Annotated in this window: 27 protein-coding genes and 3 pseudogenes; 25 read left to right on the top strand and 5 right to left on the bottom strand. The window is 39.7% G+C overall.

Going from position 1 to position 25,670, the window contains the following annotated elements; translation table 11 throughout:
• Nucleotides 1-11: 11 nt before the first annotated feature.
• The 6 genes from CWM22_11345 (at nucleotide 12) to CWM22_11320 (ending at nucleotide 5,319) form a co-directional block, all read left to right on the top strand.
• On the top strand, nucleotides 12-914 hold the full coding sequence (locus CWM22_11345; protein AUC92446.1) for an ABC transporter permease: 903 nt from the start codon (nucleotides 12-14) through the stop codon (nucleotides 912-914).
• Nucleotides 915-1,035: 121 nt separating this feature from the next.
• Nucleotides 1,036-1,401 (top strand): Asp23/Gls24 family envelope stress response protein, encoded by a 366-nt coding sequence (locus CWM22_11340; protein ID AUC92445.1) that lies wholly within the window; start codon nucleotides 1,036-1,038, stop codon nucleotides 1,399-1,401.
• A 2-nt stretch (nucleotides 1,402-1,403) separates the two neighbouring features.
• Entirely contained in the window at nucleotides 1,404-3,068 is a 1,665-nt protein-coding gene (locus tag CWM22_11335; GenBank protein AUC92444.1) for a hypothetical protein, read from the top strand.
• Between the two features lie 100 nt (nucleotides 3,069-3,168).
• Nucleotides 3,169-3,609 (top strand): tRNA (adenosine(37)-N6)-threonylcarbamoyltransferase complex ATPase subunit type 1 TsaE, encoded by a 441-nt coding sequence (locus tag CWM22_11330; GenBank protein ID AUC92896.1) that lies wholly within the window; start codon nucleotides 3,169-3,171, stop codon nucleotides 3,607-3,609.
• Nucleotides 3,602-4,129, top strand: a complete 528-nt coding sequence (locus CWM22_11325) for an N-acetyltransferase (GenBank protein ID AUC92443.1) — start codon at nucleotides 3,602-3,604, stop codon at nucleotides 4,127-4,129. Before CWM22_11330 ends, CWM22_11325 begins: the two co-directional genes overlap by 8 nt.
• A complete protein-coding gene (locus CWM22_11320) occupies nucleotides 4,126-5,319 on the top strand; it encodes a LytR family transcriptional regulator (protein AUC92442.1) in 1,194 nt (397 codons plus the stop codon). The genes CWM22_11325 and CWM22_11320 overlap by 4 nt, the downstream gene beginning before the upstream one ends.
• 298 nt (nucleotides 5,320-5,617) lie before the next feature.
• On the opposite strand, the pseudogene CWM22_11315 reads toward CWM22_11320, so the two are convergent.
• The 3 genes and pseudogenes from CWM22_11315 to CWM22_11305 all read right to left on the bottom strand — a co-directional run bounded on the left by CWM22_11315 (nucleotide 5,618) and on the right by CWM22_11305 (nucleotide 6,607).
• Nucleotides 5,618-5,775 (bottom strand): annotated as a pseudogene (locus CWM22_11315) (hypothetical protein).
• Nucleotides 5,776-5,862: 87 nt separating this feature from the next.
• On the bottom strand, nucleotides 5,863-6,192 hold the full coding sequence (locus CWM22_11310) for a chemotaxis protein (protein AUC92441.1): 330 nt from the start codon (nucleotides 6,190-6,192) through the stop codon (nucleotides 5,863-5,865).
• Nucleotide 6,193: 1 nt separating this feature from the next.
• Nucleotides 6,194-6,607, bottom strand: coding sequence for an HIT family protein (locus CWM22_11305; protein AUC92440.1), 414 nt, complete (start codon nucleotides 6,605-6,607; stop codon nucleotides 6,194-6,196).
• A 62-nt stretch (nucleotides 6,608-6,669) separates the two neighbouring features.
• Between CWM22_11305 and CWM22_11300 the strand changes: the two genes are divergently transcribed.
• Genes CWM22_11300 through CWM22_11285 form a run of 4 tightly spaced genes read left to right on the top strand, consistent with a single transcriptional unit; the run spans nucleotide 6,670 to nucleotide 9,917 of the window.
• On the top strand, nucleotides 6,670-7,404 hold the full coding sequence (locus CWM22_11300; protein ID AUC92439.1) for an ABC transporter ATP-binding protein: 735 nt from the start codon (nucleotides 6,670-6,672) through the stop codon (nucleotides 7,402-7,404).
• The gene (locus CWM22_11295; protein AUC92438.1) at nucleotides 7,401-8,441 is read left to right on the top strand and encodes a multidrug ABC transporter permease; all 1,041 of its coding nucleotides are present in this window, start codon (nucleotides 7,401-7,403) and stop codon (nucleotides 8,439-8,441) included. The genes CWM22_11300 and CWM22_11295 overlap by 4 nt, the downstream gene beginning before the upstream one ends.
• 49 nt (nucleotides 8,442-8,490) lie before the next feature.
• Complete coding sequence (locus tag CWM22_11290; GenBank protein ID AUC92437.1) at nucleotides 8,491-9,285, top strand: phosphotransferase; 795 nt, start codon at nucleotides 8,491-8,493, stop codon at nucleotides 9,283-9,285.
• Nucleotides 9,282-9,917: a tRNA (guanosine(46)-N7)-methyltransferase TrmB gene (locus CWM22_11285; protein ID AUC92436.1), complete on the top strand. Its 636-nt coding sequence runs from the start codon at nucleotides 9,282-9,284 to the stop codon at nucleotides 9,915-9,917. The genes CWM22_11290 and CWM22_11285 overlap by 4 nt, the downstream gene beginning before the upstream one ends.
• A gap of 34 nt (nucleotides 9,918-9,951) precedes the next feature.
• Here the strand turns inward: CWM22_11285 and CWM22_11280 are convergent, their stop codons facing one another.
• The gene (locus tag CWM22_11280; GenBank protein AUC92435.1) at nucleotides 9,952-10,140 is read right to left on the bottom strand and encodes a hypothetical protein; all 189 of its coding nucleotides are present in this window, start codon (nucleotides 10,138-10,140) and stop codon (nucleotides 9,952-9,954) included.
• A gap of 313 nt (nucleotides 10,141-10,453) precedes the next feature.
• On the opposite strand from CWM22_11280, the gene CWM22_11275 reads away from it, so the two are divergent.
• From CWM22_11275 to CWM22_11210, 14 genes and pseudogenes are all read left to right on the top strand, one after another.
• A complete protein-coding gene (locus tag CWM22_11275) occupies nucleotides 10,454-10,924 on the top strand; it encodes a ribosome maturation factor RimP (GenBank protein ID AUC92434.1) in 471 nt (156 codons plus the stop codon).
• Between the two features lie 73 nt (nucleotides 10,925-10,997).
• Nucleotides 10,998-12,152, top strand: a complete 1,155-nt coding sequence (locus tag CWM22_11270; protein AUC92433.1) for a transcription termination/antitermination protein NusA — start codon at nucleotides 10,998-11,000, stop codon at nucleotides 12,150-12,152.
• A gap of 16 nt (nucleotides 12,153-12,168) precedes the next feature.
• A complete protein-coding gene (locus CWM22_11265; protein ID AUC92432.1) occupies nucleotides 12,169-12,465 on the top strand; it encodes a DUF448 domain-containing protein in 297 nt (98 codons plus the stop codon).
• A complete protein-coding gene (locus CWM22_11260; GenBank protein AUC92431.1) occupies nucleotides 12,422-12,760 on the top strand; it encodes a hypothetical protein in 339 nt (112 codons plus the stop codon). Before CWM22_11265 ends, CWM22_11260 begins: the two co-directional genes overlap by 44 nt.
• A gap of 17 nt (nucleotides 12,761-12,777) precedes the next feature.
• Nucleotides 12,778-15,600, top strand: coding sequence for a translation initiation factor IF-2 (locus CWM22_11255; GenBank protein AUC92430.1), 2,823 nt, complete (start codon nucleotides 12,778-12,780; stop codon nucleotides 15,598-15,600).
• Between the two features lie 155 nt (nucleotides 15,601-15,755).
• On the top strand, nucleotides 15,756-16,109 hold the full coding sequence (locus CWM22_11250; protein ID AUC92429.1) for a 30S ribosome-binding factor RbfA: 354 nt from the start codon (nucleotides 15,756-15,758) through the stop codon (nucleotides 16,107-16,109).
• A 125-nt stretch (nucleotides 16,110-16,234) separates the two neighbouring features.
• A complete protein-coding gene (locus tag CWM22_11245) occupies nucleotides 16,235-16,924 on the top strand; it encodes a colicin lysis protein (GenBank protein ID AUC92428.1) in 690 nt (229 codons plus the stop codon).
• Between the two features lie 208 nt (nucleotides 16,925-17,132).
• Nucleotides 17,133-18,243, top strand: a pseudogene (locus CWM22_11240) (IS630 family transposase).
• A gap of 173 nt (nucleotides 18,244-18,416) precedes the next feature.
• Nucleotides 18,417-18,572, top strand: a pseudogene (locus tag CWM22_11235) (maturase).
• A gap of 229 nt (nucleotides 18,573-18,801) precedes the next feature.
• A complete protein-coding gene (locus CWM22_11230) occupies nucleotides 18,802-19,665 on the top strand; it encodes a MutR family transcriptional regulator (protein ID AUC92427.1) in 864 nt (287 codons plus the stop codon).
• An 80-nt stretch (nucleotides 19,666-19,745) separates the two neighbouring features.
• A complete protein-coding gene (locus CWM22_11225) occupies nucleotides 19,746-19,814 on the top strand; it encodes a KxxxW-cyclized peptide pheromone (GenBank protein AUC92895.1) in 69 nt (22 codons plus the stop codon).
• A gap of 63 nt (nucleotides 19,815-19,877) precedes the next feature.
• Nucleotides 19,878-21,197, top strand: a complete 1,320-nt coding sequence (gene kwcM, locus CWM22_11220) for a KxxxW cyclic peptide radical SAM maturase (GenBank protein ID AUC92426.1) — start codon at nucleotides 19,878-19,880, stop codon at nucleotides 21,195-21,197.
• The gene (locus tag CWM22_11215) at nucleotides 21,194-22,285 is read left to right on the top strand and encodes an MFS transporter (protein ID AUC92425.1); all 1,092 of its coding nucleotides are present in this window, start codon (nucleotides 21,194-21,196) and stop codon (nucleotides 22,283-22,285) included. Before kwcM ends, CWM22_11215 begins: the two co-directional genes overlap by 4 nt.
• A gap of 252 nt (nucleotides 22,286-22,537) precedes the next feature.
• Nucleotides 22,538-23,698 carry a carbohydrate-binding domain-containing protein gene (locus CWM22_11210; GenBank protein ID AUC92424.1) on the top strand — a complete coding sequence of 387 codons (1,161 nt, stop codon included), beginning with the start codon at nucleotides 22,538-22,540 and terminating at the stop codon, nucleotides 23,696-23,698.
• 47 nt (nucleotides 23,699-23,745) lie between these two features.
• Here the strand turns inward: CWM22_11210 and CWM22_11205 are convergent, their stop codons facing one another.
• Nucleotides 23,746-24,405 carry a hypothetical protein gene (locus CWM22_11205; protein ID AUC92423.1) on the bottom strand — a complete coding sequence of 220 codons (660 nt, stop codon included), beginning with the start codon at nucleotides 24,403-24,405 and terminating at the stop codon, nucleotides 23,746-23,748.
• 230 nt (nucleotides 24,406-24,635) lie between these two features.
• Between CWM22_11205 and CWM22_11200 the strand changes: the two genes are divergently transcribed.
• Entirely contained in the window at nucleotides 24,636-25,604 is a 969-nt protein-coding gene (locus tag CWM22_11200; protein AUC92422.1) for a pyruvate dehydrogenase, read from the top strand.
• Nucleotides 25,605-25,670 lie beyond the last annotated feature (66 nt).

The following is a 25,670-nucleotide window of genomic DNA, read 5'->3' as shown; positions in this document are numbered from 1 at the left end:
GGAGGAGTAAGGTGAGTAAAGAAAATAAAAAACAAGTACAATCTGCTTCAACTCCTCCAGGTGGCTTCCGTGTCATCGCGCGGGAGTTTATGAAGGATCGACTTGCATTGACCTCATTAATTATTTTAGTGACGGTTCTCTTGGCAGTCTTTATCGGAGCGCTTCTGTTGGATCAAGAACAAGTTATGAAAGTCAACCTTTTGGGACGTTACTTGGAACCAGGTGTTAATGGCTATATCTTGGGGACAGATGAAGGTGGTAAAGATATCTTTGGTCAGCTGATTATCGGTGCTCGTAACTCGATCATTATCGGTTTTACCATTACGATTATTACTAGTATTGTTGGTATCTCTATCGGTCTGATTTCTGGTTATTACGGTGGTCGTTTGGACGGATTCTTGATGCGTATTGTCGATTTCATCATGATTTTGCCAGTGACTATGTTGATCATTGTGTTCGTAACAGTTATCAAGAACTATACGATCTATCACTTCATTCTCATCATGAGTGCCTTTTATTGGACGGCCAAGGCTCGTCTATTCCGTACAAGGACTTTGTCAGAGGCAAGCTTGGATTATGTCAATGCATCAAAAACATTGGGAACAAGCGACTTCATGATTATGTTCCGTGAAATTTTACCAAACTTAAGTTCATTGATTATCGTTAACTTGACCTTGAACTTTGCGGGAAATATCGGTATTGAGACATCGTTGACTTATCTTGGTTTCGGTCTACCATCGACAGTACCAAGTTTGGGTACCTTGATTGCCAACGCCCGCAATGCAGATATTTTGGAAAACAAGACATGGATTTGGTTGCCAGCAGCCATCTTCATCCTTGTGATGATGCTCTGTATCAACTATGTCGGACAAGCTTTCCAACGTGCAGCAGATGCTAAACAGCGTTTAGGTTAATTGTGAAAAGGGTTCCTTTGGGAACTCTTTTTTTGTAAAATCCGATGTAACAAGCTTGTTTTTTACAGAAAGCAGAAAATGTGGTAAAATGGAGTGATAAAACTATTTGAGGTAACGAATTATGACTGTTAAAATCAATACTAAAGACGGCCAAATCGAATTGACTGACGACGTGATTGCCACAGTTGTTGGCGGTGCTACGACTGAGATTTTCGGTGTTGTTGGGATGGCTAGTAAGTCTGCGATCAAGGATAATTTTCAAGCACTTTTGAGAAAAGAAAATTATTCTAAAGGTGTTGTGATTAAGACTTTGGAAGATGGTCGCATTGCAGTCGATGTTTATACTGTGATGAGCTACGGTGTAAAAATCAGTGAAGTATCTCGCAACATCCAAGAACGCGTTAAGTTCAACTTGGAAAATCAACTAGGTATCTCTGTAGATGCCGTCAATGTCTTTATCCAAAATATCAAAGTCGTAGGAGAATAATTGTGTCTAAAATTACAACTAGTTTATTTCAAGAAATGGTGCAGGCAGCATCAACTCGTCTGAATAAACAAGCCGAATATGTGAACTCACTCAATGTTTTCCCAGTTCCAGATGGGGATACTGGTACCAACATGGGGATGACTATTACCAATGGTGCTAAAGAAGTAGCAGATAAGTCTGCTTCTACTGTTGGAGAAGTTGCGCAAATTCTTTCTAAGGGCTTGTTGATGGGAGCTCGTGGAAACTCAGGTGTTATTACGTCGCAATTGTTCCGCGGTTTTGGTCAATCTGTTAAAGGCAAGGTTGAATTGGACGGTAAGGATTTGGCGCAAGCCTTCCAACATGGTGTTGAGGTGGCGTATAAGGCTGTAATGAAACCAGTTGAAGGTACAATTCTTACTGTTTCGCGTGGGGCAGCCACTGCAGCTTTGAAAAAGGCAGAAGAGACTGATGATGCGGTTGAGGTCATGCGTGCCACTCTTGATGGTGCTAATCGTGCTCTTAAGAAAACGCCAGAGATGCTTCCAGTATTGAAGGAAGTTGGTGTTGTCGATTCAGGTGGACAAGGTCTTGTTTACATTTATGAAGGCTTCTTGTCAGCTTTGACGGGTGAGTATATTGCTTCGGAAGATTTTGAGGCGACACCTGCTGTTATGTCTGAAATGATTAATGCTGAGCACCACAAGTCAGTTGCAGGTCATGTAGCGACTGAAGATATTACCTTTGGTTACTGTACAGAAATCATGGTAGCTCTTCGCCAGGGTCCTACTTATGTCAAGGACTTTGATTATGAAGAATTCCGTGACTACCTTAACGACCTTGGAGATTCCCTCCTTGTGGTCAACGATGATGAAATCGTTAAAGTCCATGTCCATACAGAAGATCCAGGTTTGGTCATGCAAGCGGGTCTTCAATATGGTAGCTTGGTCAAGGTAAAAGTGGACAATATGCGTGAGCAACATGAAGCTCAGGTTGAGAAAGAAGAAAGTTTCCAAAAACCGGCTGAACAAAAAGAGTATGCTATTATTGCGGTAGCTGCTGGGGAAGGTTTGACAGAAATCTTCAAATCACAAGGTGTTGACTATGTGATTTCAGGTGGTCAGACCATGAACCCATCAACAGAAGATTTTGTCAATGCTATTGAATTGGTCAATGCCCGCAATGTCATCTTGTTGCCAAACAACAAAAATATCTTGATGGCTGCTCAGACGGCTGCTGAGGTTGCAGAAGTTGCGGTTAAGGTTGTGGAAACTAAGACCCTACCACAAGGTTTTACTAGCTTGCTTGCTTTTGATCCAAGTCGTGATTTGGAAAGCAACTTTGAAGCGATGACGGCATCTCTCGCAGAGGTGAAAAGTGGTAGCGTGACAACTGCAGTCCGCGATACAACCATTGACGGTCTTGAAATCCATGAGAATGACAACCTTGGTATGGTTGATGGCAAGATTGTGGTTTCTAATCCAGATATGATGGAAACACTTGTCGCTACATTTGAGAAAATGCTCGATGAAGATAGTGAAATCGTAACGATCTATATCGGTGAAGATGGTAATGAGGAACTCGCTCAAACTCTTGCTGAGCAGCTAGAAGAACAATTTGAAGATGTTGAGGTTGAAATCCATCAAGGAAATCAACCAGTCTACCCATATCTTTTCAGCGTAGAATAAACAAAATCGCAGGCTCTGGCTTGCGATTTTTTTTGTTGATTTGTCTACAATTTCCAGTAGACCTATGACAAACTACTGGGGCTATGGTATAATTAAAGACATGTATAGTCAGAATGAAAATGAATTGATTGCCATTGGTGAGAGAATTGGAAAAGCCTGTAAGCCAAATCAAGTTCTAGTATTATCAGGGGATTTGGGTGCTGGGAAAACAACTCTGACCAAGGGTTTGGCCAAGGGATTAAAAATTGAACAGATGATTAAGAGTCCTACTTATACGATTGTGCGAGAGTATGAGGGGACCATGCCACTCTATCACTTAGATGTTTATCGAATTGGAGATGACCCTGACTCGATTGATTTGGATGATTTTCTCTATGGAGGAGGTCTAACGGTTATCGAGTGGGGAGAATTACTGGATGTCAGTCTATTTGATGACTATTTGCTCATTCGTATAGAGAAAGAGGGAGATGGTCGACGATTGACAGTCGAATCTCATGGGGCTCAAAGTAGCGATTTAGCGAAGGAGTTCCAAAATGTCTGAAAAAGAAGTGTATTTTAGTGAAGCTGAACCAGCTGATGCAGCAGCTTTTATTGATTTTATGAATCAAGTTGCTAGAGAAACGGATTATCTGGTCATGGATGAGACTGGTTTTCGATTTAGTGTTGATGAAATGGAGACCATCTTCGAAGCAGGAATTGAAAATCCTCGTGAATTGTGCCTGTTGGCTAAGGTTGGTTCGGAAGTCGTCGGCGCAATTTCTGTTAAGTCCTCTAAGCAGTTTCGCATTAGCCATATCGGAAATATTTTTATTGCAGTAAAAAAAGCCTACTGGGGTCACGGTCTAGGGACGATTTTACTGGAGGAAGTATTGCATTGGGCAGAGGAAATGGATGTATTGAAGCGTTTGGAATTAACGGTTCAGGTTCGCAATGAGGCGGCAGTACATTTATACCAAAAACTAGGATTCAACATTGAAGGAACCCAGATACGTGGGGCTAGAACAGATGAAGGAGAATGGCTTGATCTTTATTATATGGGCAAGTTAATTGGTGAAGTATGACAATTGGAAAAAAAATATTCTTAATGTCTTTGGCTATTGTTGGTTTAACACTAGGTGCCGGCTTAATATACGGGGCCAGCTTGTTAAATTTTTCTACAGGTACTATTTCAAAAACCTATAAGCAGCTAGATGGAGAGGAAGAAATCACTCCTATTGATGCGACAGAGCCCCTAACTATCCTACTGATGGGGGTGGATATGGACCAAGCGACCCGCGGGGGAGATTGGGAGGGTGGCCGTAGTGATTCGATGATTTTGGTAACTGTTAATCCCAAGACTAAGGAAACCAATATGATGAGCTTGACTCGTGATATTATGGTTGAGATTGCAGAAGCGAATGGGGAGTCTTCAGGAACGGTTGAAAAACTAAATCATTCTTATAGCTACGGACAGGCACCGATGGCCATTGCCACGATCGAAAAGATGATGGATATTACCATTGACCGCTATATCGAAATAAATATGGATGGTCTGGTTGAGCTTGTTGATGCGGTTGGAGGTATTGAGGTAAACAATACTCTTGGCTTCCCTATATCCATTTCGGAACATGAGCCTGCCTACACCTCTATTGTTCAGCCGGGGAAACAGTTGGTAAATGGGGAACAGGCGCTGGTTTATGCTCGGATGCGCTATGATGATCCTGAGGGGGATATTGGTCGTCAGAGACGTCAACGTGAAGTTATAACGGCTATTATAAAAAAACTCCTTCAGTTAGACGGTTTTACCCAGTATAAGAAGATTCTGACTGCCATTTCTAATAATATGCGAACCAACATTGAGATTAGTCCTGCGACAATTCCAAATCTCTTGGGGTACAAGGACTCTGTCTCCAAGTTGAATTCCTATCAGTTGCGCGGTGTGGATCAAATGGTTGATGCAATCTATTATCAATTACCAACCAGCGAACACCTATTGGAAATGCAAAATATTTTGAAAAAATCTATCGGCTTAGAAGAAAATACCGGCTTAGTCACAAACGTGAAGGTCTACGAAGGACAGATGGGATTGCCAAGTCCAATAAACGTTTATGATGTATATACAAATCTCTTGTTGTTAGAAGCAAGTCCATGGGCAGAAAGCTTGGATCCAGAAATAGGGAGTCCATCGGCTACTACGACTGTGACAACAGAAGAGCAGGTAACCGATTTTTCAACAGAGCCAGTACTTGGTGATGAAAACGGGTCACAATAATGTTGTCATTCAGTTTTTCTTTTATTATAGTCATTTGAATTAACTTTGATACATCGTCACTTTCGGCTTGCCGTACTCTACGAAAGTAACTAGCTTCGCAAGTCTTATCTCCAACCTAGAACAGCCTCTAGGCTGTTCTAGCAGCCTGCACCTCAGTTCCTTGTCTGAAAGCTAATTCATTCGACTATACTTTGACGAGCGAGTATAAAAGCCCATAAAAATAGAGGTTGTAAGCAACCTCTATTTTTATGGGCTTTTAGTTTGCTTTTAGTACGAGGCAATGAGCCGCAGGCATAACTCAATGCTTTCTTATTTCTAGGTGACCAGCTGATGTACTTCGCTTTTTTGTTTTCAGGCTCAGGTACGAATAGTCCACTGGACTGTTCGTACCCCCAGATTGCTTGCACAGTCAATGGACTGTGCAAGGTGGGAGATAATACTTGCAAAGCAAGTCACTTTTACAAAATCAGGCAAGGCGAGTTCAAACAGTCCACTAGACTGTTAAACCCAATCAACCACTGCGCTGAGACGTTGACACGAACTCTAAGAAGTGGCGCTGGTTTTTTTGCCTAGTCTTGTGCTATTCTCATTCTGGTATTTTTTGAGAATCTGTTGGATTTCTTCCAAGTTTCCTGCAATACTTTGCTGATAGACTCGAGTCTTATATTGTAAGTCAGAAGCCATTTCCTGCAAGGGTTCTTGAAAACTTTGGATAATGGCAAGTTGTTCCTGAATATTGTCCTTGCTCAATTGAATATCTGATAGAAGTTGTTTGGTTTCCTGTACTTCTTTAGCGATTTTATCCCGATGCGTGACTGCAAGGAAGCTGGCGGTAGCGGCGCTTACGGCTAAAATGATATTACGAAGTTTCATATTATTCTCCTAGATAGAGATCTTGTGCCAGTTGAGCCAGGGCTGGGAAGTCAGGGTCGTTGGCTTTAAATTGAATGCTCAATCCATCTTGATTGTTAAAGCGTGGTAAGAGATGAATGTGTGTATGAAAGACGGTTTGCCCAGCGGCCTCCTCGTTATTATTAACGATGTTTAGACCACTAGCTCCAAGTTTTTCTTTTAACTGACGAGCGATGGTTGGCACAACAGAAAAGAGTGTGGCTGCAGCTTCCTTATCCATATCAAGCACGTTTCGGTAGTGTTTTTTAGGGACAACCAATGTGTGTCCTTTTGTGACCTGAGTGATGTCTAAAAAGGCTAGTACTTGGTCATCTTCGTAGACTTTTGAAGCTGGTATTTCTCCAGAGATAATTTTGCAAAAAATACAATCCGACATAATGGCAACCTCTTTCTAGGATTTTTGTTATAATAATTATATCAAATTGTAGGAAGAAATGTATGTTAGAAGTAAAAAATGTAACTGGAGGATATGTCAATATCCCAGTTTTGAAAGATGTATCTTTTACCGTTGAGGATGGTCAATTAGTTGGTCTAATTGGTTTAAATGGTGCAGGGAAATCAACGACTATTAAGGAAATTATCGGTCTTTTGACCCCCTATCAGGGACAGATTGCAATTGACGGCCTAACTTTGCTACAAGGGGCTGAAAATTATCGGAAGAAGATTGGGTTTATCCCTGAAACACCAAGTTTGTATGAAGAACTAACCCTCAAAGAGCACTTGGAAGTGGTAGCAATGGCCTATGATTTATCCTGGGAGCAAGCTTGGGGACGTGTCGAGCACTTGTTAAAACTGTTTCGCTTGGATGAGAAATTGGACTGGTTTCCTGTCAATTTTTCAAAGGGAATGAAGCAGAAGGTCATGATTATTTGTGCTTTTATGGTGGAGCCGAGTCTATTGATTGTTGATGAGCCTTTTCTGGGATTAGACCCTGTGGCTATCTCTGACTTGATCGCTCTTTTGGAGGAAGAAAAATCTAAGGGCACTTCAATCCTCATGTCCACTCACGTTCTTGACTCAGCTGAGAAAATGTGCGACTCTTTTGTGATTTTACATCAGGGACAGGTCCGTGCAACTGGAAATTTGGAGGAGCTACAAAGCGCATTTGGTATGGATGGTGCAAGTCTGAATGAAATTTATCTGGCCTTGACGCAAGAAGGAGTGGCTGGATGAAAGAATTGTTTCAACAACGCCGACTAGATTTTTTAAATCGTTGTTCCAAGTATCTGCGCTATGTTCTGAATGACCATTTTGTTTTGGTTCTCATGGTTTTACTAGGCTTTTTGAGTTTGCAATACCGTCAATTATTGTTGTCATTCCCTGAGAATCCGTTGCCGATTATTTTTGTGGTTATTGCAATCAGTCTACTGGTACTAGTGTCCGGAAGAATTGCGACTTATCTAGAAGAAGCTGATCAAATCTTCCTATTGACTAAGGAAAAAGATATTCTGCAAGGACTCGAGGGTGCAGCCAGACGCACGGTCTTGTTTTGGTCCTCTATACAGGTGGTGGTTCAGCTTGTTTTGTTACCAATCTATTTGAAACTGGGTTTACCGGTGTGGATGATTGTAGCTGGTCTTCTTACTTTGTTGGTTTTAAAATGTCTTTTTGTCAAGCGCCAATTAGTGGCTTATCAGTCACAGGGAGTATTGGACTGGTCTAAGGCTGTTCAAGATGAACAAAAAAGGAAACAGTCTATTTTACGTTTCTTTGCCTTATTTACGACGGTTAAAGGAATCAGTACGACTGTTAAACCGAGAAGCTATCTCAATGGAATCTTGCGTCTCGTCAAGTCGAGACAGACTTGGTTTTATCTCTACTTACGGGCTTTCTTGCGTTCAGGAGACTACTTGGGCTTGACGATACGTCTACTGTTGTTGGCGATTTTGTCCCTATTTGCCATTGAAGAATCGTGGTTATCCATCGGCCTAGTTCTAGTCTTTCATTATTTGCTTGTCTTCCAGTTGTTGGGGCTTTACAAGCATTATGATTATCAATATGTAACACAACTGTATCCTCTGGAGAAAGATTCCAAGAAAATCGGTCTTCAGAATTTGCTTAGAGTGATTTTATATAGTCTATTACTGGTGGAATTGGGCTTTGCTCTGCTATTTTCTAAAGAGAATGCGATGGTAGTCGTCTTACTTCTCGTGGGGATTTTCTTGCATGAAATATATTTGCCTCTAAAATTAAAAAAATTGATTGACTAAATAGACGAAAATTAGTAAAATAGTAAGGAATTTTTAAAGGAGGAAAGGCATGCAGTTTGATACCAGTGGGCTACAATTACAGTCTATTGCAGGAAATAGTGGCAAAGCGTTTAAAGGCCTACGGTCAGACGGAACGCCAGTCTTTGTGAAGTATGAGATGCCTCCGATAGTGTCTGCTCTTGCGCGTGAGCAAATTACACCACCCGTTTTGTCAGCAAATCGTGAAGTAGGAATGGGGCATCGTGTAGAGCAGGAATGGTTGAATGGTCGTACCTTGGAGCGTCAAGATATGACTAGTAAACAGATTCGTCAAATACTGGTGAGAATGCACTATTCTCGCATTTTGCTCAATCAGGCTTTGCAGATGAATTATACCTATATGGAACCTCAGGATTTGGTTTATCGTTGGCAAAAAGAGGCGCCAACTAGATTGGGACAGAATTCTTATCTGCAATCTATCTGTCAAGATTTATTGAATAATCTACCAAGATTCCGTCAAGAGGTGGCAACATTTGTTCACGGAGATTTGCATCATAGTAACTGGGTAGAAACGACGTCTGGTTTGGTGTATTTGACAGATTGGGAGACCGCTTGTGTAACGGATCGGATGTTGGATGTTGCCTATATTTTGACGCATTATATTCCTCGTCAGTCCTGGGAAGAGTGGCTTCGGGCTTATGGCTACAAATATAACAGCACAGTATTAAATAAGGTTTATTGGTATGGCCAGCTTGGCTATCTAAACCAAATAGCTAAGCATGTAGAAAGCTACAATGTTTTGGCTGCAAATAAAGAAATTTATGCTCTACGGCAATTCCGTCAGAGTTTCTATAAGGAAGTATGAGAGTTAGAAATCGTAAGGGAGCGAGTGAGCTTCTAGCAAACAATCCCCAGTATGTTATCTCCAATCCAGAGGAGTGTAAGGGGAAATGGGCAGAGATTTTTGGAAACAATAATCCTATCCACATAGAAGTTGGTTCTGGTAAAGGTCGTTTTGTCACAGGTATGGCTGCGCAAAATCCAGATATTAACTATATTGGTATTGATATTCAAATGACCGTGTTAAGCTATGCCTTGGACCGTGTGCTTGAAGCTGGCTTACCAAATATAAAATTATTGCAGGTGGATGGCTCGAGTTTGACCAACTATTTTGCACCGGCAGAAATAGATCAGCTTTATCTGAATTTTTCAGATCCATGGCCTAAGAAACGTCATGAGAAACGCCGTTTGACCTACAAGTCATTCTTGGATACCTACAAGGAAATCCTACCTGAGAAGGGAGAAATCCACTTCAAAACAGATAATCGTGGTCTGTTTGAGTATAGCCTGGCTAGTTTTTCTCAATATGGCATGGTCTTGAAGCAAGTTTGGCTAGATTTGCATGCGGATGGTTTGGAAGGTAACGTTATGACAGAGTATGAGGAGAAATTCTCAAACAAGGGTCAAGTCATCTATCGTGTGGAAGCAAGATTTTAATTAGAAAAGCAAATAAGGAATCCATTTGGACTCCTTATTTTTCTTTGGTAAAATGAATCAGATAAATGATGCAGGCGGTAATGGCTGAGCCTACGAGTAAATAGGCTACTGGTTTCAGAAACTCTAAACCATATGTTAAATGGCTATCAACAAAGAGAAAGACAGCGAGGGTAATGGTGAGAAACACTAGACAAAGTGTGAATAATATACTTTCTTTTTTCATGATGCACCTCCAAGGATAGTATAACTGAAAGATTCCCCAATTTCAAGTTATAGAAGATGAAATTAAAAATGGATAACGTTTACAATGTTTGGTCTTATCGTTTTCCTTTACAAATAGGGATAGATATGATAGAATAGTGTAAGTGAATAATGAGAAAAGGGGTTGGCGTCAGTCAACCCTTTCCCTGTACACGGATTTCTGTATATAGAATGATAGTACAAGGGAGTTTACTGTCAAAGGAAATAGAGAGTCCTGGATAGTGCGAACTATTTGAGTAATGTATTTCTAGCGACTATAAAAATAGGAGGTGTTTATGTCATCAATTATTGAATTGGTCACAGCAGCAATTACCCCCGCTATTCAAACTCCTTACGAGTTGGTAGATGTGGAATATGGTAAAATGGGCGGTGACTATGTCCTATCGATTTTTGTCGATAAGGAGGGTGGAATTTCCCTTCAAGATACGGCAGATTTATCCGAAAAGATCAGTCCGATTTTGGACACTATCAAGCCAGACCCATTTCCAGACCAATACATGCTGGAGGTAACAAGTCCAGGTTTGGAACGTCCTTTAAAAACGGCAGATGCTGTTGAGAAGGCAGTCGGAAAGTACATCCATGTCAAACTCTATCAGGCAATTGATAAAATCAAGGTTTTTGAAGGAACGTTGCTCTCCTTTGATGGAACAGACCTGATTATGGAGTATATGGATAAAACTCGTAAGAAGGAAGTGACTATTCCTTACCAGACGGTGGCTAAGGCCCGTTTGGCTGTTAAGTTATAATGCTCTTTCATGAGTATTTTATAAAGATATTAGACTTTAAGAAAGGACCTTTTGAGCGCAAAAGGAAAACAACATGAGTAAAGAAATGCTAGAAGCCTTCCGTATTTTAGAGGAAGACATGGGTATTAACAAAGCGGATATCATTGATGCAGTTACAGAGTCGCTTCGTTCAGCTTATAAACGCCGTTATGGTCAATCAGAATCAGCAGTGATCGAATTTGACGAGAAAAAAGGCGATTTCCATGTATTTACTGTTCGTGAAGTAGTAGATGAAGTATTTGATAGCCGACTAGAAATTAGTCTAAAAGATGCCTTGGCTATTTCATCAGCTTATGAAATGGGTGACAAAATTAAATTCCAAGAAGACCCAGCGGAATTTGGACGTGTAGCAGCCCAATCAGCTAAGCAGACCATCATGGAAAAAATGCGCAAACAAAAGCGTGCCATTACCTTCAATACCTACAAGCAACATGAAAATGAGATTATGTCAGGTACGGTAGAGCGTTTTGATAATCGCTTTATCTATGTCAACCTTGGTACGATTGAAGCACAATTGTCAAAACAAGACCAAATTCCTGGTGAGGTTTTCCAATCTCATGATCGTATTGAAGTCTATGTCTACAAGGTAGAAGACAATGGTCGTGGTGTTAACGTATTTGTCAGCCGTAGCCATCCAGAAATGATCAAACGTCTCATGGAACAGGAAATTCCAGAAGTATACGATGGAACAGTTGAAATCATGAGTGTTGCCCGTGAAGCTGGAGATCGTACGAAAGTGGCTGTTCGTAGCCATAATCCAAACGTAGATGCTATTGGTACTATCGTTGGTCGTGGTGGTTCAAATATTAAGAAAATCACTAGTAAGTTCCACCCAGCTCGTTATGATGCTAAGAATGACCGTATGATTCCTACTGAGGAAAATATTGATGTCATCGAGTGGGTCGCAGATGAAGCGGAATTTATCTACAATGCCCTTGCACCTGCTGAAGTTGACCAAGTATTGTTTGACACGGAAGATGGGAAACATGCTACAGTCGTTGTACCAGATGATAAGTTGTCATTGGCAATTGGTCGTCGTGGTCAAAACGTTCGTTTGGCAGCGCATTTGACAGGATTCCGTATCGACATCAAGTCAGCATCGGAGTATGAAGCAATTGAGGCTGCTCAATATGCGGCAGAAGAGCTTGTAGAAGAAGTCGCGGAAGAATTTACAGAAAAACAAGAATAGAACAAAAGGAGCAACCATGGCAAAAGCTAGAAAAATACCCTTGCGCAAGTCTGTGGTGTCCGGTGAAATCATCGACAAACGGGATTTGCTCCGTATTGTAAAAAATAAAGAAGGTCAAGTATTTATCGATCCAACAGGCAAGGCAAATGGTCGTGGAGCTTACATCAAGCTTGACAATGATGAGGCAAGCCAAGCTAAGAAACGTCGTGTCTTCGATCGTTCCTTTAGTATGGAAGTGGCCGAAGAATTTTACGATGAATTAATTGCCTATGTTGATCATAAGATCAAGAGGAGAGAACTTGGACTCGAATAAGAGACAGAAAATCTTAAATTTATTAGGTTTGGCCCAGCGAGCTGGTCGCCTGGTTTCGGGTGAGGACCTGGTTGTTGAAGCTATTCAAAAAGGGCAGGCAAAGTTGGTGTTTTTAGCCGAAGATGCTGCTGGAAATTTAAGTAAAAAAGTAACAGATAAAAGTCATACCTATCAAGTAGAAGTTGTAACAGTGTTTTCAACACTGGAATTGAGTGCAGCTGTCGGCAAGGCTAGAAAAGTTCTTGCAGTGACAGACGCTGGATTTACAAAGAAGATGAGGTCTATTATGGAATAGAACAGGAGGACAAGGCATTGTCTAAGAAGAGATTGAATGAAATAGCCCGTGAATTAGGCGTAAGCAGTAAGGAAGTTGTTGCTAAAGCTCAAGAATTGGGTTTTGAAGTCAAAAGTCATGCTTCAAGCGTAGATGAAGCAAGTGCTAAACGCCTTGCAGAAAGCTTTGGGGGACAAAAATCAGAGGCAACTAAAGTTGCGGCAAAAGTTAGCAAGCCTGAGAAGGTTGATGAAACTCCAAAAGTGGAAACAGCTAAGGTAGAAAAAGCTAAGGAAACACAGCCAGTAGTAAAAGAAGAAGTTGCGGCAAGCGCAGTACAATCAGTTCCACATCGTCCACAGAGTCGAAACTTTAAGGCAGAGCGTGAAGCACGGGCCAAAGAGCAGGCTGCTAAGCGAGCTCAGGGTCAAGGAAAAGGTGGTCAAGCTAAATCTGGTCAGGACCGTCGTGACAACCGTCAACAAGGTCAGGGACGTTCAAACAATGAGCGAAATGATCGACGCGACAATCGTCGTGACCAGCGTTCAGAAGAGCGGAAAGACAACCGATTTGGTGATCGTCGCGATAATCGTGACAACCGTCGTCAGGACAACCGTTCAGGTCAGTCAGCTCGCTTTGAACAAAGAGCGGTTGCAAAACCAGCAGGACCTAAAATTGACTTCAAAGCGCGTGCTGCTGCTTTGAAAGCAGAACAAAATGCGGAGTATGCTCGTACCAGTGAAGAACGTTTTCGTCAGGCTCAGGAAGCTAAAAAGCAACCTAAGAAGCCAAAAGAAATTAAGTTTGAAGAACCGGTTGTGGAAAGCAAACCATTTGTGAAGCCTGCACCTGTTGCATCGGTACCAGAGCAAGTTGCAGAAACTACTGTAGATACCCGTCGTAAGAAACAAGCTCGACCAGATAAAAAACGTGACTTTAATAGTGACGAAGAAGATGGTCCACGGAAACAACAAAGAAATCGAAATAGTCAAAATCAAGTGAGAAATCAAAGAACAAGTAACTGGAATAACAACAAGAAAAATAAAAAAGGCAAGGCTAACCAACCTGCCAAACCTGTCACAGAACGCAAGTTCCACGAATTGCCAACTGAATTTGAATACACTGCTGGCATGACCGTCGCAGAAATTGCAAAACGGATCAAACGTGAACCTGCTGAAATTGTGAAAAAACTCTTCCTTATGGGAGTTATGGCGACTCAAAACCAATCTTTGGATGGAGATACTATCGAACTCCTCATGGTTGATTATGGTATTGAAGCGAAAGAAAAGGTAGAGGTCGATAACGCAGATATTGAGCGTTTCTTCGTAGAAGAGGGCTACCTCAATGAAGAAGAGATGACAGAACGCCCACCTGTTGTGACTATCATGGGACACGTTGACCATGGTAAAACAACCTTGTTGGATACCCTACGTAATTCTCGTGTTGCTACTGGGGAAGCTGGTGGTATCACACAGCATATCGGTGCCTACCAAATTGAGGAAGCTGGTAAGAAAATTACCTTCTTGGATACTCCAGGACACGCGGCCTTTACTTCTATGCGTGCACGTGGTGCATCTGTTACCGACTTGACCATCCTAGTCGTTGCAGCAGATGATGGTGTCATGCCACAAACGATTGAGGCTATCAACCACTCAAAAGCAGCTAATGTGCCAATCATTGTAGCTATCAACAAGATTGACAAGCCAGGTGCAAACCCAGAGCGTGTCATCGGTGAATTGGCTGAGCACGGTGTTATCTCAACCGCTTGGGGTGGAGAATCTGAATTTGTAGAAATCTCAGCTAAGTTTAACCAAAACATTGATGAATTGTTGGAAACTGTTCTTTTGGTCGCTGAAATCCAAGAACTGAAGGCAGACCCAACTGTTCGTGCGATTGGTACAGTTATCGAAGCGCATTTGGACAAAGGTAAAGGCGCTGTCGCAACCCTCCTCGTTCAACAAGGGACACTTAATGTTCAAGACCCAATCGTTGTCGGTAATACCTTCGGACGTGTTCGGGCTATGACCAATGACTTAGGTCGTCGTGTCAAGGTGGCTGGACCATCTACACCGGTTTCGATTACTGGTTTGAACGAAACACCAATGGCTGGCGACCATTTCGCGGTTTATGAAGATGAAAAATCTGCGCGTGCAGCAGGTGAAGAACGTGCTAAACGTGCTCTTCTTAAACAGCGTCAAGCAACGCAACGAGTTAGTCTTGAAAACCTCTTTGATACCCTTAAAGCAGGTGAGGTTAAGTCAGTTAATGTAATTATCAAGGCCGACGTACAAGGTTCAGTTGAAGCTCTTGCATCATCGCTTCAAAAGATTGAAGTCGAGGGAGTACGTGTCAATATCGTCCACTCTGCAGTTGGTGCTATCAATGAATCAGATATTACTCTTGCGGAAGCTTCAAATGCTCTTGTGATTGGTTTCAACGTTCGTCCAACAGCTGAAGCGCGTAGCCAAGCTGAAGCAGATGATGTTGAAGTACGTCTTCACAGCATCATTTACAAGGTTATCGAAGAGATGGAAGATGCCATGAAAGGTATGCTTGATCCAGAATATGAAGAAAAAATCATTGGTGAGGCAATCATTCGTGAAACCTTCAAGGTATCCAAAGTTGGAACGATCGGTGGATTTATGGTCGTACGTGGTAAGGTTACCCGTGATTCAAGTGTTCGAGTTATCCGTGATGGTGTTGTAGTATTTGATGGTAAACTAGCTAGTTTGAAACGCTATAAAGATGACGTGAAAGAAGTTGGTAATGCCCAAGAGGGTGGTTTGATGATTGAGAACTACAACGACTTGAAAGTTGATGATACCATTGAAGCTTACATCATGGAAGAAATCAAAAAATAATATTTTCTCATTGTCAAAGTCATAGACAAGTGATTTTGTCGAGGAAGTGATAATTTAATAGATTTTAGTAGGTTTTAAAGCAATAGTTTTTAATCTACTTGGATTATTCAAGCTGGGGAAACTCAGCTTTTCTATCATCTAAGAAAGGAGAGAATATGGCGAATCATTTTCGTACAGACCGTGTCGGGATGGAAATCAAGCGCGAAGTCAATGAGATTTTGCAAAAGAAAGTTCGTGATCCACGTGTGCAGGGAGTGACCATTACAGATGTTCAGATGGTCGGCGATTTGTCAATGGCCAAGGTTTACTACACAATCATGAGTAATTTGGCATCCGATAATCAAAAAGTACAAACGGGTCTTGAAAAAGCGACGGGAACCATTAAGAGAGAACTTGGTCGTAAGTTAACCCTTTATAAAATTCCGGATTTAGTCTTTGAAAAAGACCAATCAATTGAGTACGGCAATAAAATTGACCAAATGTTGCGTGCTCTTGATCAGAAAGATTAACAACAAAAGTCGGATGGAAACATTCGGCTTTTTCTGGCTCGGATGCTTTGTCCAAATATGGTGGCGTTTACAAGCCCTCGGAAAGATGTTATACTAAGACCAAAGATAGAGCACAGGAGGAAGTTATGAAAAAGTTTATTAGTCGTATAATGTTGGTATCCACGGTTGTGTTATTAGCAGCATGTCAATCCATTCAGACCAAGGAGGATGAAACTTCCAATACTAGTTCATCGAGCCAAGTTACAACTAGTTCGGACCAACAATCTACCTCAGAGTCTTCCTCAGAGACTACATCTAGTTCAGACTCACAAACCGAAGCATCTTCTACAAATACTCAGGCGATACCGACTGTGTACCAGTCCGTTATCGATCGTTACCAAGCCAATTTAGGTCAGGTTTCTGAAGCGATTAATCAGGACGAGGTTAGTAGTTATCTAAGTTTACTGACGAGTCAAGGCCAAGAATACAGCGGAGCATTTTATAGCCTATACGATATTGATCAAAATGGGACAGAGGAATTGCTCATAGCCTTGAATAAATCTGGTGACTATATCCTCATTGATCTTTACACGCAGCTATCTGGGGAGAATTTTCGTTTAGTAGATAATTTCCGAAATATTGGTTTTGAAATTGGCCCGGATGCCATTCTTCGTCCCTTACAGGATGGAACCTATTTATTTGAAGGGGGTGGAGTATACCGGATTTATCAGTACAATGCAATGATTCCAGGATTGAAACGGATTTCTGAATCGGATACTAATCCTGAAACATCCCCCTTGCTTGAGTTGAAAAGCTTGCATTGGGTTAAGCTATAGATTTTATCAATGATTATTCCTAGGCTGGGTTTCCCGGCCTTTTGTAGTTCCTAAGCACTTTGAGTACATCGGTATGTCGTAAATCGGAGGAGCAAGTCCTCTGTGGGCACCCACAGCCCATGAACCCAATAGCGACTCCCAAGTCTGACTATCGTGAGGTCGAGACCTAATACTTAACAAAAATCAAAAATAGCGATATGATAGTATTATGACAAAAGAATTTACCCAGACACAAGTTGAAGAATTAAAGCAAGCACTTAAAGATAAAAATAATGCTCCGCATCATAGAAAAATCCAGGCACTCATTCTTTATTCTGAATGCCATAATTTAACATCCGTAGCTAAATCAGTAGGTTTTGTCCATCAGACAGTCCGAAACTTATTGAATCGCTATCTAAGTGGTGGCTTAGAAGCCCTCTTAAAGGAAAATCGTGGTGGTCGCCGCCGTTCGTATATGACGCATGAGGAGGAAGAAGTTTTCCTTAAAGAGCATCTCTCTTCCTCTTTGAATGGAGAATTCGTTACTGTTAACACCCTCTTTAAAGCCTATCAAGATAAACTTGGTTACGCAACGACTAAAGACGTTTTTTACCAACTATTGAAACGTCATGGATGGGTCAAAGAATCAAAAGATTCTTTGAGAGGGGAAATAAAGCTTACGCAGTAAGCAACAAAAGTTAGCCCACGTCCCCAATATCCGAAAAAAGCAGACGCCGAAACCATTTTAGCGTCTAAAAATAAAATCTTTATTCGAGGAGAGAACGAGTAAGCGCTTTATTGATGGAAAAGAATATCAAAAAATCCGCCTTATGTATCAAGATGAGGCGGGTTTTGGGCGTATCAGTAAACTTGGCTCGTGTTGGTCTCCTAAAGGTTATCGTCCTCACGTAGCAAGTCATCATATTCGTGAGTACCGCTATTGTTATGGAGCTGTGGATGCCCATACAGGCGACTCGTTTTTCATCATAGCAGGCGGATGTAATAGTGATTGGATGAATGCATTTCTACGCCAACTATCGGCAGCTTATCCAGAAGATTATATTGTTTTAGTCATGGATAATGCCATCTGGCATAAATCTCAGACCTTAAATATCCCTAAGAATATTGAATTTACCTTCATTCCACCCTACACACCTGAAATGAATCCTATTGAGCAAGTCTGGACTGAGATTCGTAAACTTGGTTTCAAGAATAAAGTATTTAGGACCTTAAATGAGGTAATCGATAAACTTCAAGAGGTTATTCAAACCTTAACCGCTTATCAACTCAAATCAATTGTAGATAGAGACTGGACTTCCGCTATTTTTGATTTTAACTGAGTATAAAATCAAAATGAGTATAATTGGAAATTTTTATATCAGATATGTAAATTTAATGATAAACTACCTAAAAATTTTCTAGTTTCAGTACTTTGCAAAATGTAATGAATAGTTGTTGGTAGCTATGCCGGAACGGTTTGTGAAATTTGATTCTAATTTAGTATAAGGCGTATATAGCGAATAAAGTATCTGGATAGGGTGACCGTTATCCATTAGTGGCTCAGAAGTCGGTATTGAAATGTGCCATATCAAAACCAGTCCTCGCTAAACATGGACTGGCTTCTTACTTAGATTATTATCTAGAACGACATGCGTTAAAAATTAGTTGAACCGCCGTTTACCGAACGGTATGTACGGTGGTGTGAGAGGGGGTGGTGAGTAGCTCTTACTCGATTTTATCCTACACCGATGACGATAATTCCTTCTAAAATAACAAAAAGAAGAGTTAATAAATGGTATTTTTTCATGTGATAATCCTCACTTTTATTTTTCTTTATTGTATGCTATTATAGGATCAAACAAAAATTATTCCCATATATGCGTGATGGAGGAGGAGAGATGAAAAATTTTGGAGAAATTTTTAAAAAGTTTCGAGAATCGAGAGGATTAAAATTAAAAGATGTCGCAAAGGTTGGTATCTCAACGTCTCAGCTCTCTCGATTTGAGAAAGGAGAGACTGACTTAACGATTTCAAAGTTCTTACTCATATTGGATGAAATTAACATGCCGATCGATGAATTTATGTATGCGGTTCATGATTTTCATAGAGATGAACTAAATGAGCTCCTGTCAAAAGTACGTTATTATGTATCTACTCGTGATGTCGAAGGCATGAAAAAACTTCTTTATTCTCAGATAGAATCGGAGGATAAACGGGAGAAATTTTATCACATCAATATCATTTTATTAAAGATTCGCCTGCAAGATTTGTCAGGGGAAAATTATTACAATGATAAAGACTTAGATGAATTAACTGACTATTTATTTAGTGTGGAATACTGGGGCTATTATGAACTTTTGATTTTCATGAATACTTTAGATGTCTTGAAATATGATGTTTTCATAGTATTAGCGAGGGAAATGTCTAGACGGTCAGACTTTTTTAAAGAAATCCCTAATAATCGTCGTCTTATTTCTACGATGTTACTTAATGCCTATATCACCTGTATCGAACGGCAAAATCTTATAGATGCTTTGTATTTTGAGAAGCAATTGAAACAGTGCTTTTTTATCGAAACAGAAATTTATGAGAGACTTGTTTTTCTCTATGCTCAAAATCTTTATCGCTATCGCAAAACTGGAAGTAAATTTGCGATTGTGGAAATGAGGAAGTGTATTGGAGCGATGAAATTAGCAGGTAGTGATCATGTGGCACAGATTTATGAAGAACATTTGAAAAAAATTTTAACAGAAAATAGTTAATTGGCATATATGGGAACATTTTATTGTAATTGATTTAAAAGAATATACTTACAGTATCACGTTCGAAAGGAGTAGCAATTATGTCAAAAGAACTTGAAAAAGTCCTTGAGTCTAGTGCTATGGCAAAAGGCGACGGTTGGCATGTATAAAGTAATTTATACATAGGTTAAGCAGAGGTTATTTTCCTCTGCTTTTTTAAAGAGGTGTTCAAGATGAGGACAATTTCAGAAGATATTTTATTTAGATTAGAAAAGTTTGGTGGAATTTTAATAAACAAAACAAATTTTGAAAGAATAGAGTTAGATGAGACTGAGGCTTTCTTTCTATATTTAGTTCAAAATCATGGTATTGAAATTGCAACTTCTTTTTTTAAAAAAGAAATTGAGATGGGGAAACTAGAGAGAGCATTATCATTAAATATCTATTCTGATAATAATATTGAGGATTCATCGAACAATCCTTACGAGACTCTTCAAAATGCGAGAAAGCATGTAGCAAAATTAAAAAAACATAACATACTGAGTTTTCCGCTTGAACTAGTAATATACCCCAGTATGTACTGTGATTTAAAATGTGGTTTTTGTTTTTTAGCAAATCGTGAAGATAGAAATGCCAAACCTGCTAAAGATTGGGAAAGAATTTTGCGCCAAGCAAAAGATAATGGAGTGTTAAGTGTTTCAATTTTAGGAGGGGAACCGACTAGATATTTTGATATTGATAATTTGTTGATAGCTTGTGAGGAACTAAAGATAAAGACTACTATAACAACTAATGCCCAATTAATAAAGAAAAGTACAGTAGAAATTCTAGCTAAATCTAAATATATTACACCGGTTTTATCTTTGCAGACTTTAGATTCTAAATTAAATTTTGAATTAATGGGGGTGAGACCTGATAGACAAATAAAATTAGCGAAGTACTTTAATGAGGTTGGAAAAAAATGTAGAATTAATGCAGTGTATACAAAGCAAAGCTATGAGCAAATTATAGAATTGGTTGATTTTTGTATAGAGAATAAAATAGATAGGTTTTCAGTAGCTAATTATTCTGAGGTAACAGGATATACGAAAATAAAGAAAAAATACGATTTGGCTGATTTGAGAAGGTTGAATGAGTATGTTACAGATTATATAACTCAACGTGAAGCAAATTTAAATTTTGCTACTGAGGGATGTCATCTTTTCACCGCTTATCCAGAGTTGATAAATAATTCAATTGAATTTTCAGAGTTTGACGAAATGTATTATGGATGTCGTGCAAAATATACTAAGATGGAAATAATGTCTAATGGGGATATCTTGCCCTGCATTGCTTTTTTAGGAGTTAATCAAACTAAGCAGAATGCCTTTGAAAAAGATTTGTTAGATGTTTGGTATGATGATCCGTTGTATGGAGGGATTCGTTCTTTTAGAACGAAGAATTCTAAGTGTTTATCTTGTGGATTGTTAAAAATTTGCGAGGGTGGCTGCTATATTAACTTGATCAAGGAGAAGAGTCCAGAATATTTTAGAGACTCAGTTTGCCAATTATGAGTAAAAGATTTTTGAACTTATACATGATGAATATATTTTTGTCCGGATTGCCCTACTATTTTATAGGTGTATTGCTCTTAAAGCATCTGGGCTTCTCTTTCACAGAAATAGCTACTTTATCAGTGATTACTGAGTTATGCGGCTCAGTTTTTGATATTCCTTTAAGTTTTCTTTCAAGTAAGTTTGGCTATAAGAAAATTTTGATTTTATCAAATTTGTTATTAACTTTAGCCCTATCTTGCTTACTGTTAGGACAATCAAAAATAATATATATTTCAGCGATATTTTTTGGCTTGTCAGAATCCTTATCTTCAGGCGTTCTTAATGCTTATAATTTTGAATTAATTGGCAACGAGCTAGTATATCAATCTTTTTTGAAATACCTCAATACGGTAAAATACATTTTTATAGCGATTATTACAATTATATCTCCCTATCTACTGAATAGGAATTATATTTATCCGATTATTATTTCGATTGTATTTGTCATTTTCAGCCTCTTAAATGTGATACAATTACCTGAAATAAAAAATGAATTACCTAATGATTCAAGATTTTTTAGCTTTGATGATGTTAAAACGATTCCATGGTATTTACTACTGTTAGGAGTAGCATTCTCAACTCTAATTATGATCAGCAATTCCTATGCAGGCATTTTTCTAAATGAACAGGGACTTTCACTAGATATGTTGGGCATAGTACTATTCATGTTTAATATAGCTATGGCTTTGGGGAGTTACCTAAAAATGAAGTTTGAAATCAGTTTATTACTACCAGTGCTAGCTATTTTTATGTTTTTTCAAACGAATGTATTCATAGAAATTGTATTATTTTTATTGATGCGTGTTCTCAATTCAAGTTATAATAATCATTTTTATTCTATGTTTAATAGTTCGATAGAAAAAAATAGAGCAGTATCATGGTCGGTCTATAATTTATTTATTTCCATTAGTTTTATGGTATCGGACTTTCTAGCTGGTATTTTCGCAGATAACTTTGGTATAAGGAGTAATTATTTACTATTTGGCATCATAACTTTGTTTTCCTTTTTATTCTTTTCATTTTCAAATAGAGAGGAAAGGACGTAAGTTCAAATTCAGGCAGTCTACATCAGGGGACCCAATTTTAATAGGGTATTCCTTGAGGGGAAGGGTAATCATGGAACGAATGTTGAATGGACGGTAGTGGAAGGAGCCTAGGTAGTACAAGCATACTGGTAAAAATCAGACTTTAAGTTTTCTTTTGGTAATCTTTAATCTTTCTTTTAGGTAGGGAAGGTAAACTAAGAGCATATCAGGAAGGTATCCAAAAACCTCCTAAGAAAGAAAAGGAATCTATTTATGAAAACAAATTTTAAAAAACTACTTTATTCGGGTGTCACGTTGATGAGTATCGGTATCTTGGTGGCATGTTCATCAACTTCTAGTTCAATGACAACATCAAGTTCTGCAGCTACAAGTCAATCAAGTGCATCAACTACTTCCAGCAATAGCACATCATCTGACTCAAGTTCATCATCATCTTCGATTGACTGGTCAGCCCTTCCTACTACAGAAGTAACACTTTCAAACGATGGCTTGAAAATTACAGAGGGTGGTACCTACATTTTGACAGGTTCAACAACTGCTGGTGTAACGGTTGAAACAGATGCCAATGTTCGCATCATTCTAGCAGGTGCTGAGATTTCAAGTTCAGATACTGCAGCAATCAATGTTATTAATGCTGACAATGTTGAATTGGAAATCAAAGATGGTACGACGAATACAGTGAAAGATACCAGCAATCATACAGACACCAATATTGAAGGGGCTATCCATGTTGAAGCTGATTTGACCATTACAGGAAATGGTAGCCTGACCGTTGAAGGCAACTTCCAAGATGGCATCGTATCGACAGATGACCTTGTCGTGAATTCAGGAAACATTACCGTCACTGCAGTGGATGATGGTATCCGTGGCAAGGATTCATTGACAATCAATGGTGGTACAATCAATGTCACAGCAGGTGGTGATGGTATCAAGTCTACAAATGATACAGATACTACCAAAGGTTATACAACTATCACAGGTGGTGAAATTACTGTAAAAGCAGGTGATGATGGTATTAAAGCGGAGACGGCTTTGACAATTGACGGAGGTACCATTACAGTATCAGAATCAGTAGAAGCCTTGGAAGGAACTAATATCACTATCAACGGTGGTACAATTGATGTCTATGGCTCAGATGATGCTATTAACGCGTCAAGTACAACTTCATCTGATATCTATATCAAGGTAACTGGTGGTGACTTGAAAGTTGCGGTTGGTAGTGGGGATACAGATGCTTTTGATGCCAACGGTGATATCTACATTTCTGGGGGTACTATTGCTGTAACAGCTCAATCTGCTTTTGACTTCGACGGAACTGCTGAATTGACAGGAGGTACGGTAACCGTTAACGGTGAGCAGATTACTCAAATCATTGCGACAGGACCAGGTGCTGGTGGCCACGGTGGCTGGTAATCAATAATAATAATAATAATAATACAAAAAGGTCTGAGTTGACGAACTCAGACCTTTCGTTTGCTTTCCATGTTGGGAAGATTGATTTTGTATTTAATTACCAATAGTCGAATGATTAAAGAAATGGTAAAAATAGTGATGAAAGTTGGAATTTGTGGTAATTTCCAATTTACAACGCAAAGATGATAAAGGATTCCAGAGAAGAGTGCAAGAACAGCATAGACATCTTCTTTAAGAACGATAGGCGTTTCATTAACAAGCATATCGCGCGCTATGCCTCCTCCGACACCTGTTAAAGCTGCCAGAATACCACTGGTTAGAGCGTTTAGCTGGAGAGAGATGCCAGTACTGGCTCCAATGAGGGCGAAGATGGCTAGACCGATTGCATCAAAGATAAGGTTTGTCTGGGAAAGGAAATGAATCATCTTCTTATCAAGTGGTTTGTCCTGCTTTAGATTGATAACAATCAAGTACATGCTAATCGCTACTCCGAGAGATAAATAGATGGCTGTAGGATCAGTCAAGGCGGCAGGAATGCGATTGGCCATCGTATCTCGAATAATTCCCCCACCAACGGCGGTAATGATACCGAGCAAGCTAATTCCAAAAATATCTAACTTTTTCTTAAATCCTTTTACGGCCCCCGAAACAGCAAATGCAATAGTGCCTATGTAGTTACAAATCATAAGAAATAAATCAAATTCCATAAGTACCTCCAACTATATATTAACAAAAAGGGAACTGGCTTTCAATAGTAGATGAAGTTTGTGAAAAATATTTCAAGGGCAATTTGTAGTTTATGACTAAATTGTGAAAAAACGCACTAAATCAAGGTTTTCACGAAAATTTCTGTAAAAAGAAAACGGTTCAATTATTTGCCATTTGTGAAATATTGGTCTATCATAGTACAGAAAGAGAAAAACCTTTGGAGGAAATTATGGTATCTATCTCAAAAGAACAACATTTGGATATGTTCCTAAAAATGCAACAAATCCGTGATGTTGATATGAAATTAAACAAATTAGTGCGTCGCGGTTTCGTACAAGGTATGACTCACTTCTCAGTCGGTGAAGAAGCTGCGGCTGTTGGACCTATTGCTGGATTGACAGATGAGGACATCATCTTCTCACACCACCGTGGTCACGGTCACGTTATTGCAAAAGGGATTGACATCAACGGTATGATGGCTGAGCTTGCTGGTAAGGCAACTGGTACATCAAAAGGCCGTGGTGGTTCTATGCACTTGGCCAACGTTGAAAAAGGAAACTTTGGTTCAAACGGTATCGTAGGTGGTGGTTATGCCCTTGCGGTGGGTGCGGCCCTTACGCAACAATACCTCGGTACAGATAACATTGTTATTGCCTTCTCAGGTGATTCGGCTACTAACGAAGGTTCATTCCACGAATCAATGAACTTGGCAGCTGTTTGGAACTTGCCAGTTATCTTCTTCATTACAAACAACCGTTACGGTATTTCAACTGACATTTCTTATTCTACTAAGATTCCTCACCTCTACCAACGTGCAGCAGCATACGGTATTCCAGGTCATTATGTTGAGGATGGTAACGACGTTATTGCCGTTTATGAAAAAATGCAAGAAGTTATCGAATATGTTCGTGCAGGTAACGGTCCAGCCATGGTCGAAGTTGAATCATACCGCTGGTTTGGTCACTCAACTGCCGATGCAGGTGTTTACCGTACTAAAGAAGAAGTCAATGAGTGGAAAGCAAAAGACCCACTTAAGAAATACCGCAAATACTTGACAGAGAACAAGATTGCGACAGACGAAGAATTGGATGCTATTGAAGCACAAGTGGCAGAACAAGTAGAAGCATCTGTGAAATTCGCACAAGAAAGCCCAGATCCAGACATCTCAGTAGCTTACGAAGATGTGTTTGTAGACTAAGTTGTGAGGTCGTCTAAAAAACGACTGAAAAATAGGGAACTGACACAGTGTGCTTGCACACAAGGA

The organism is Streptococcus suis, assembly GCA_002831545.1.
GTDB classification, from domain to species: Bacteria; Bacillota; Bacilli; order Lactobacillales; family Streptococcaceae; genus Streptococcus; species Streptococcus suis_P.
Note: the sequence above shows the minus strand (reverse complement) of the source record. Positions and strands in the feature narration are given on the sequence as shown.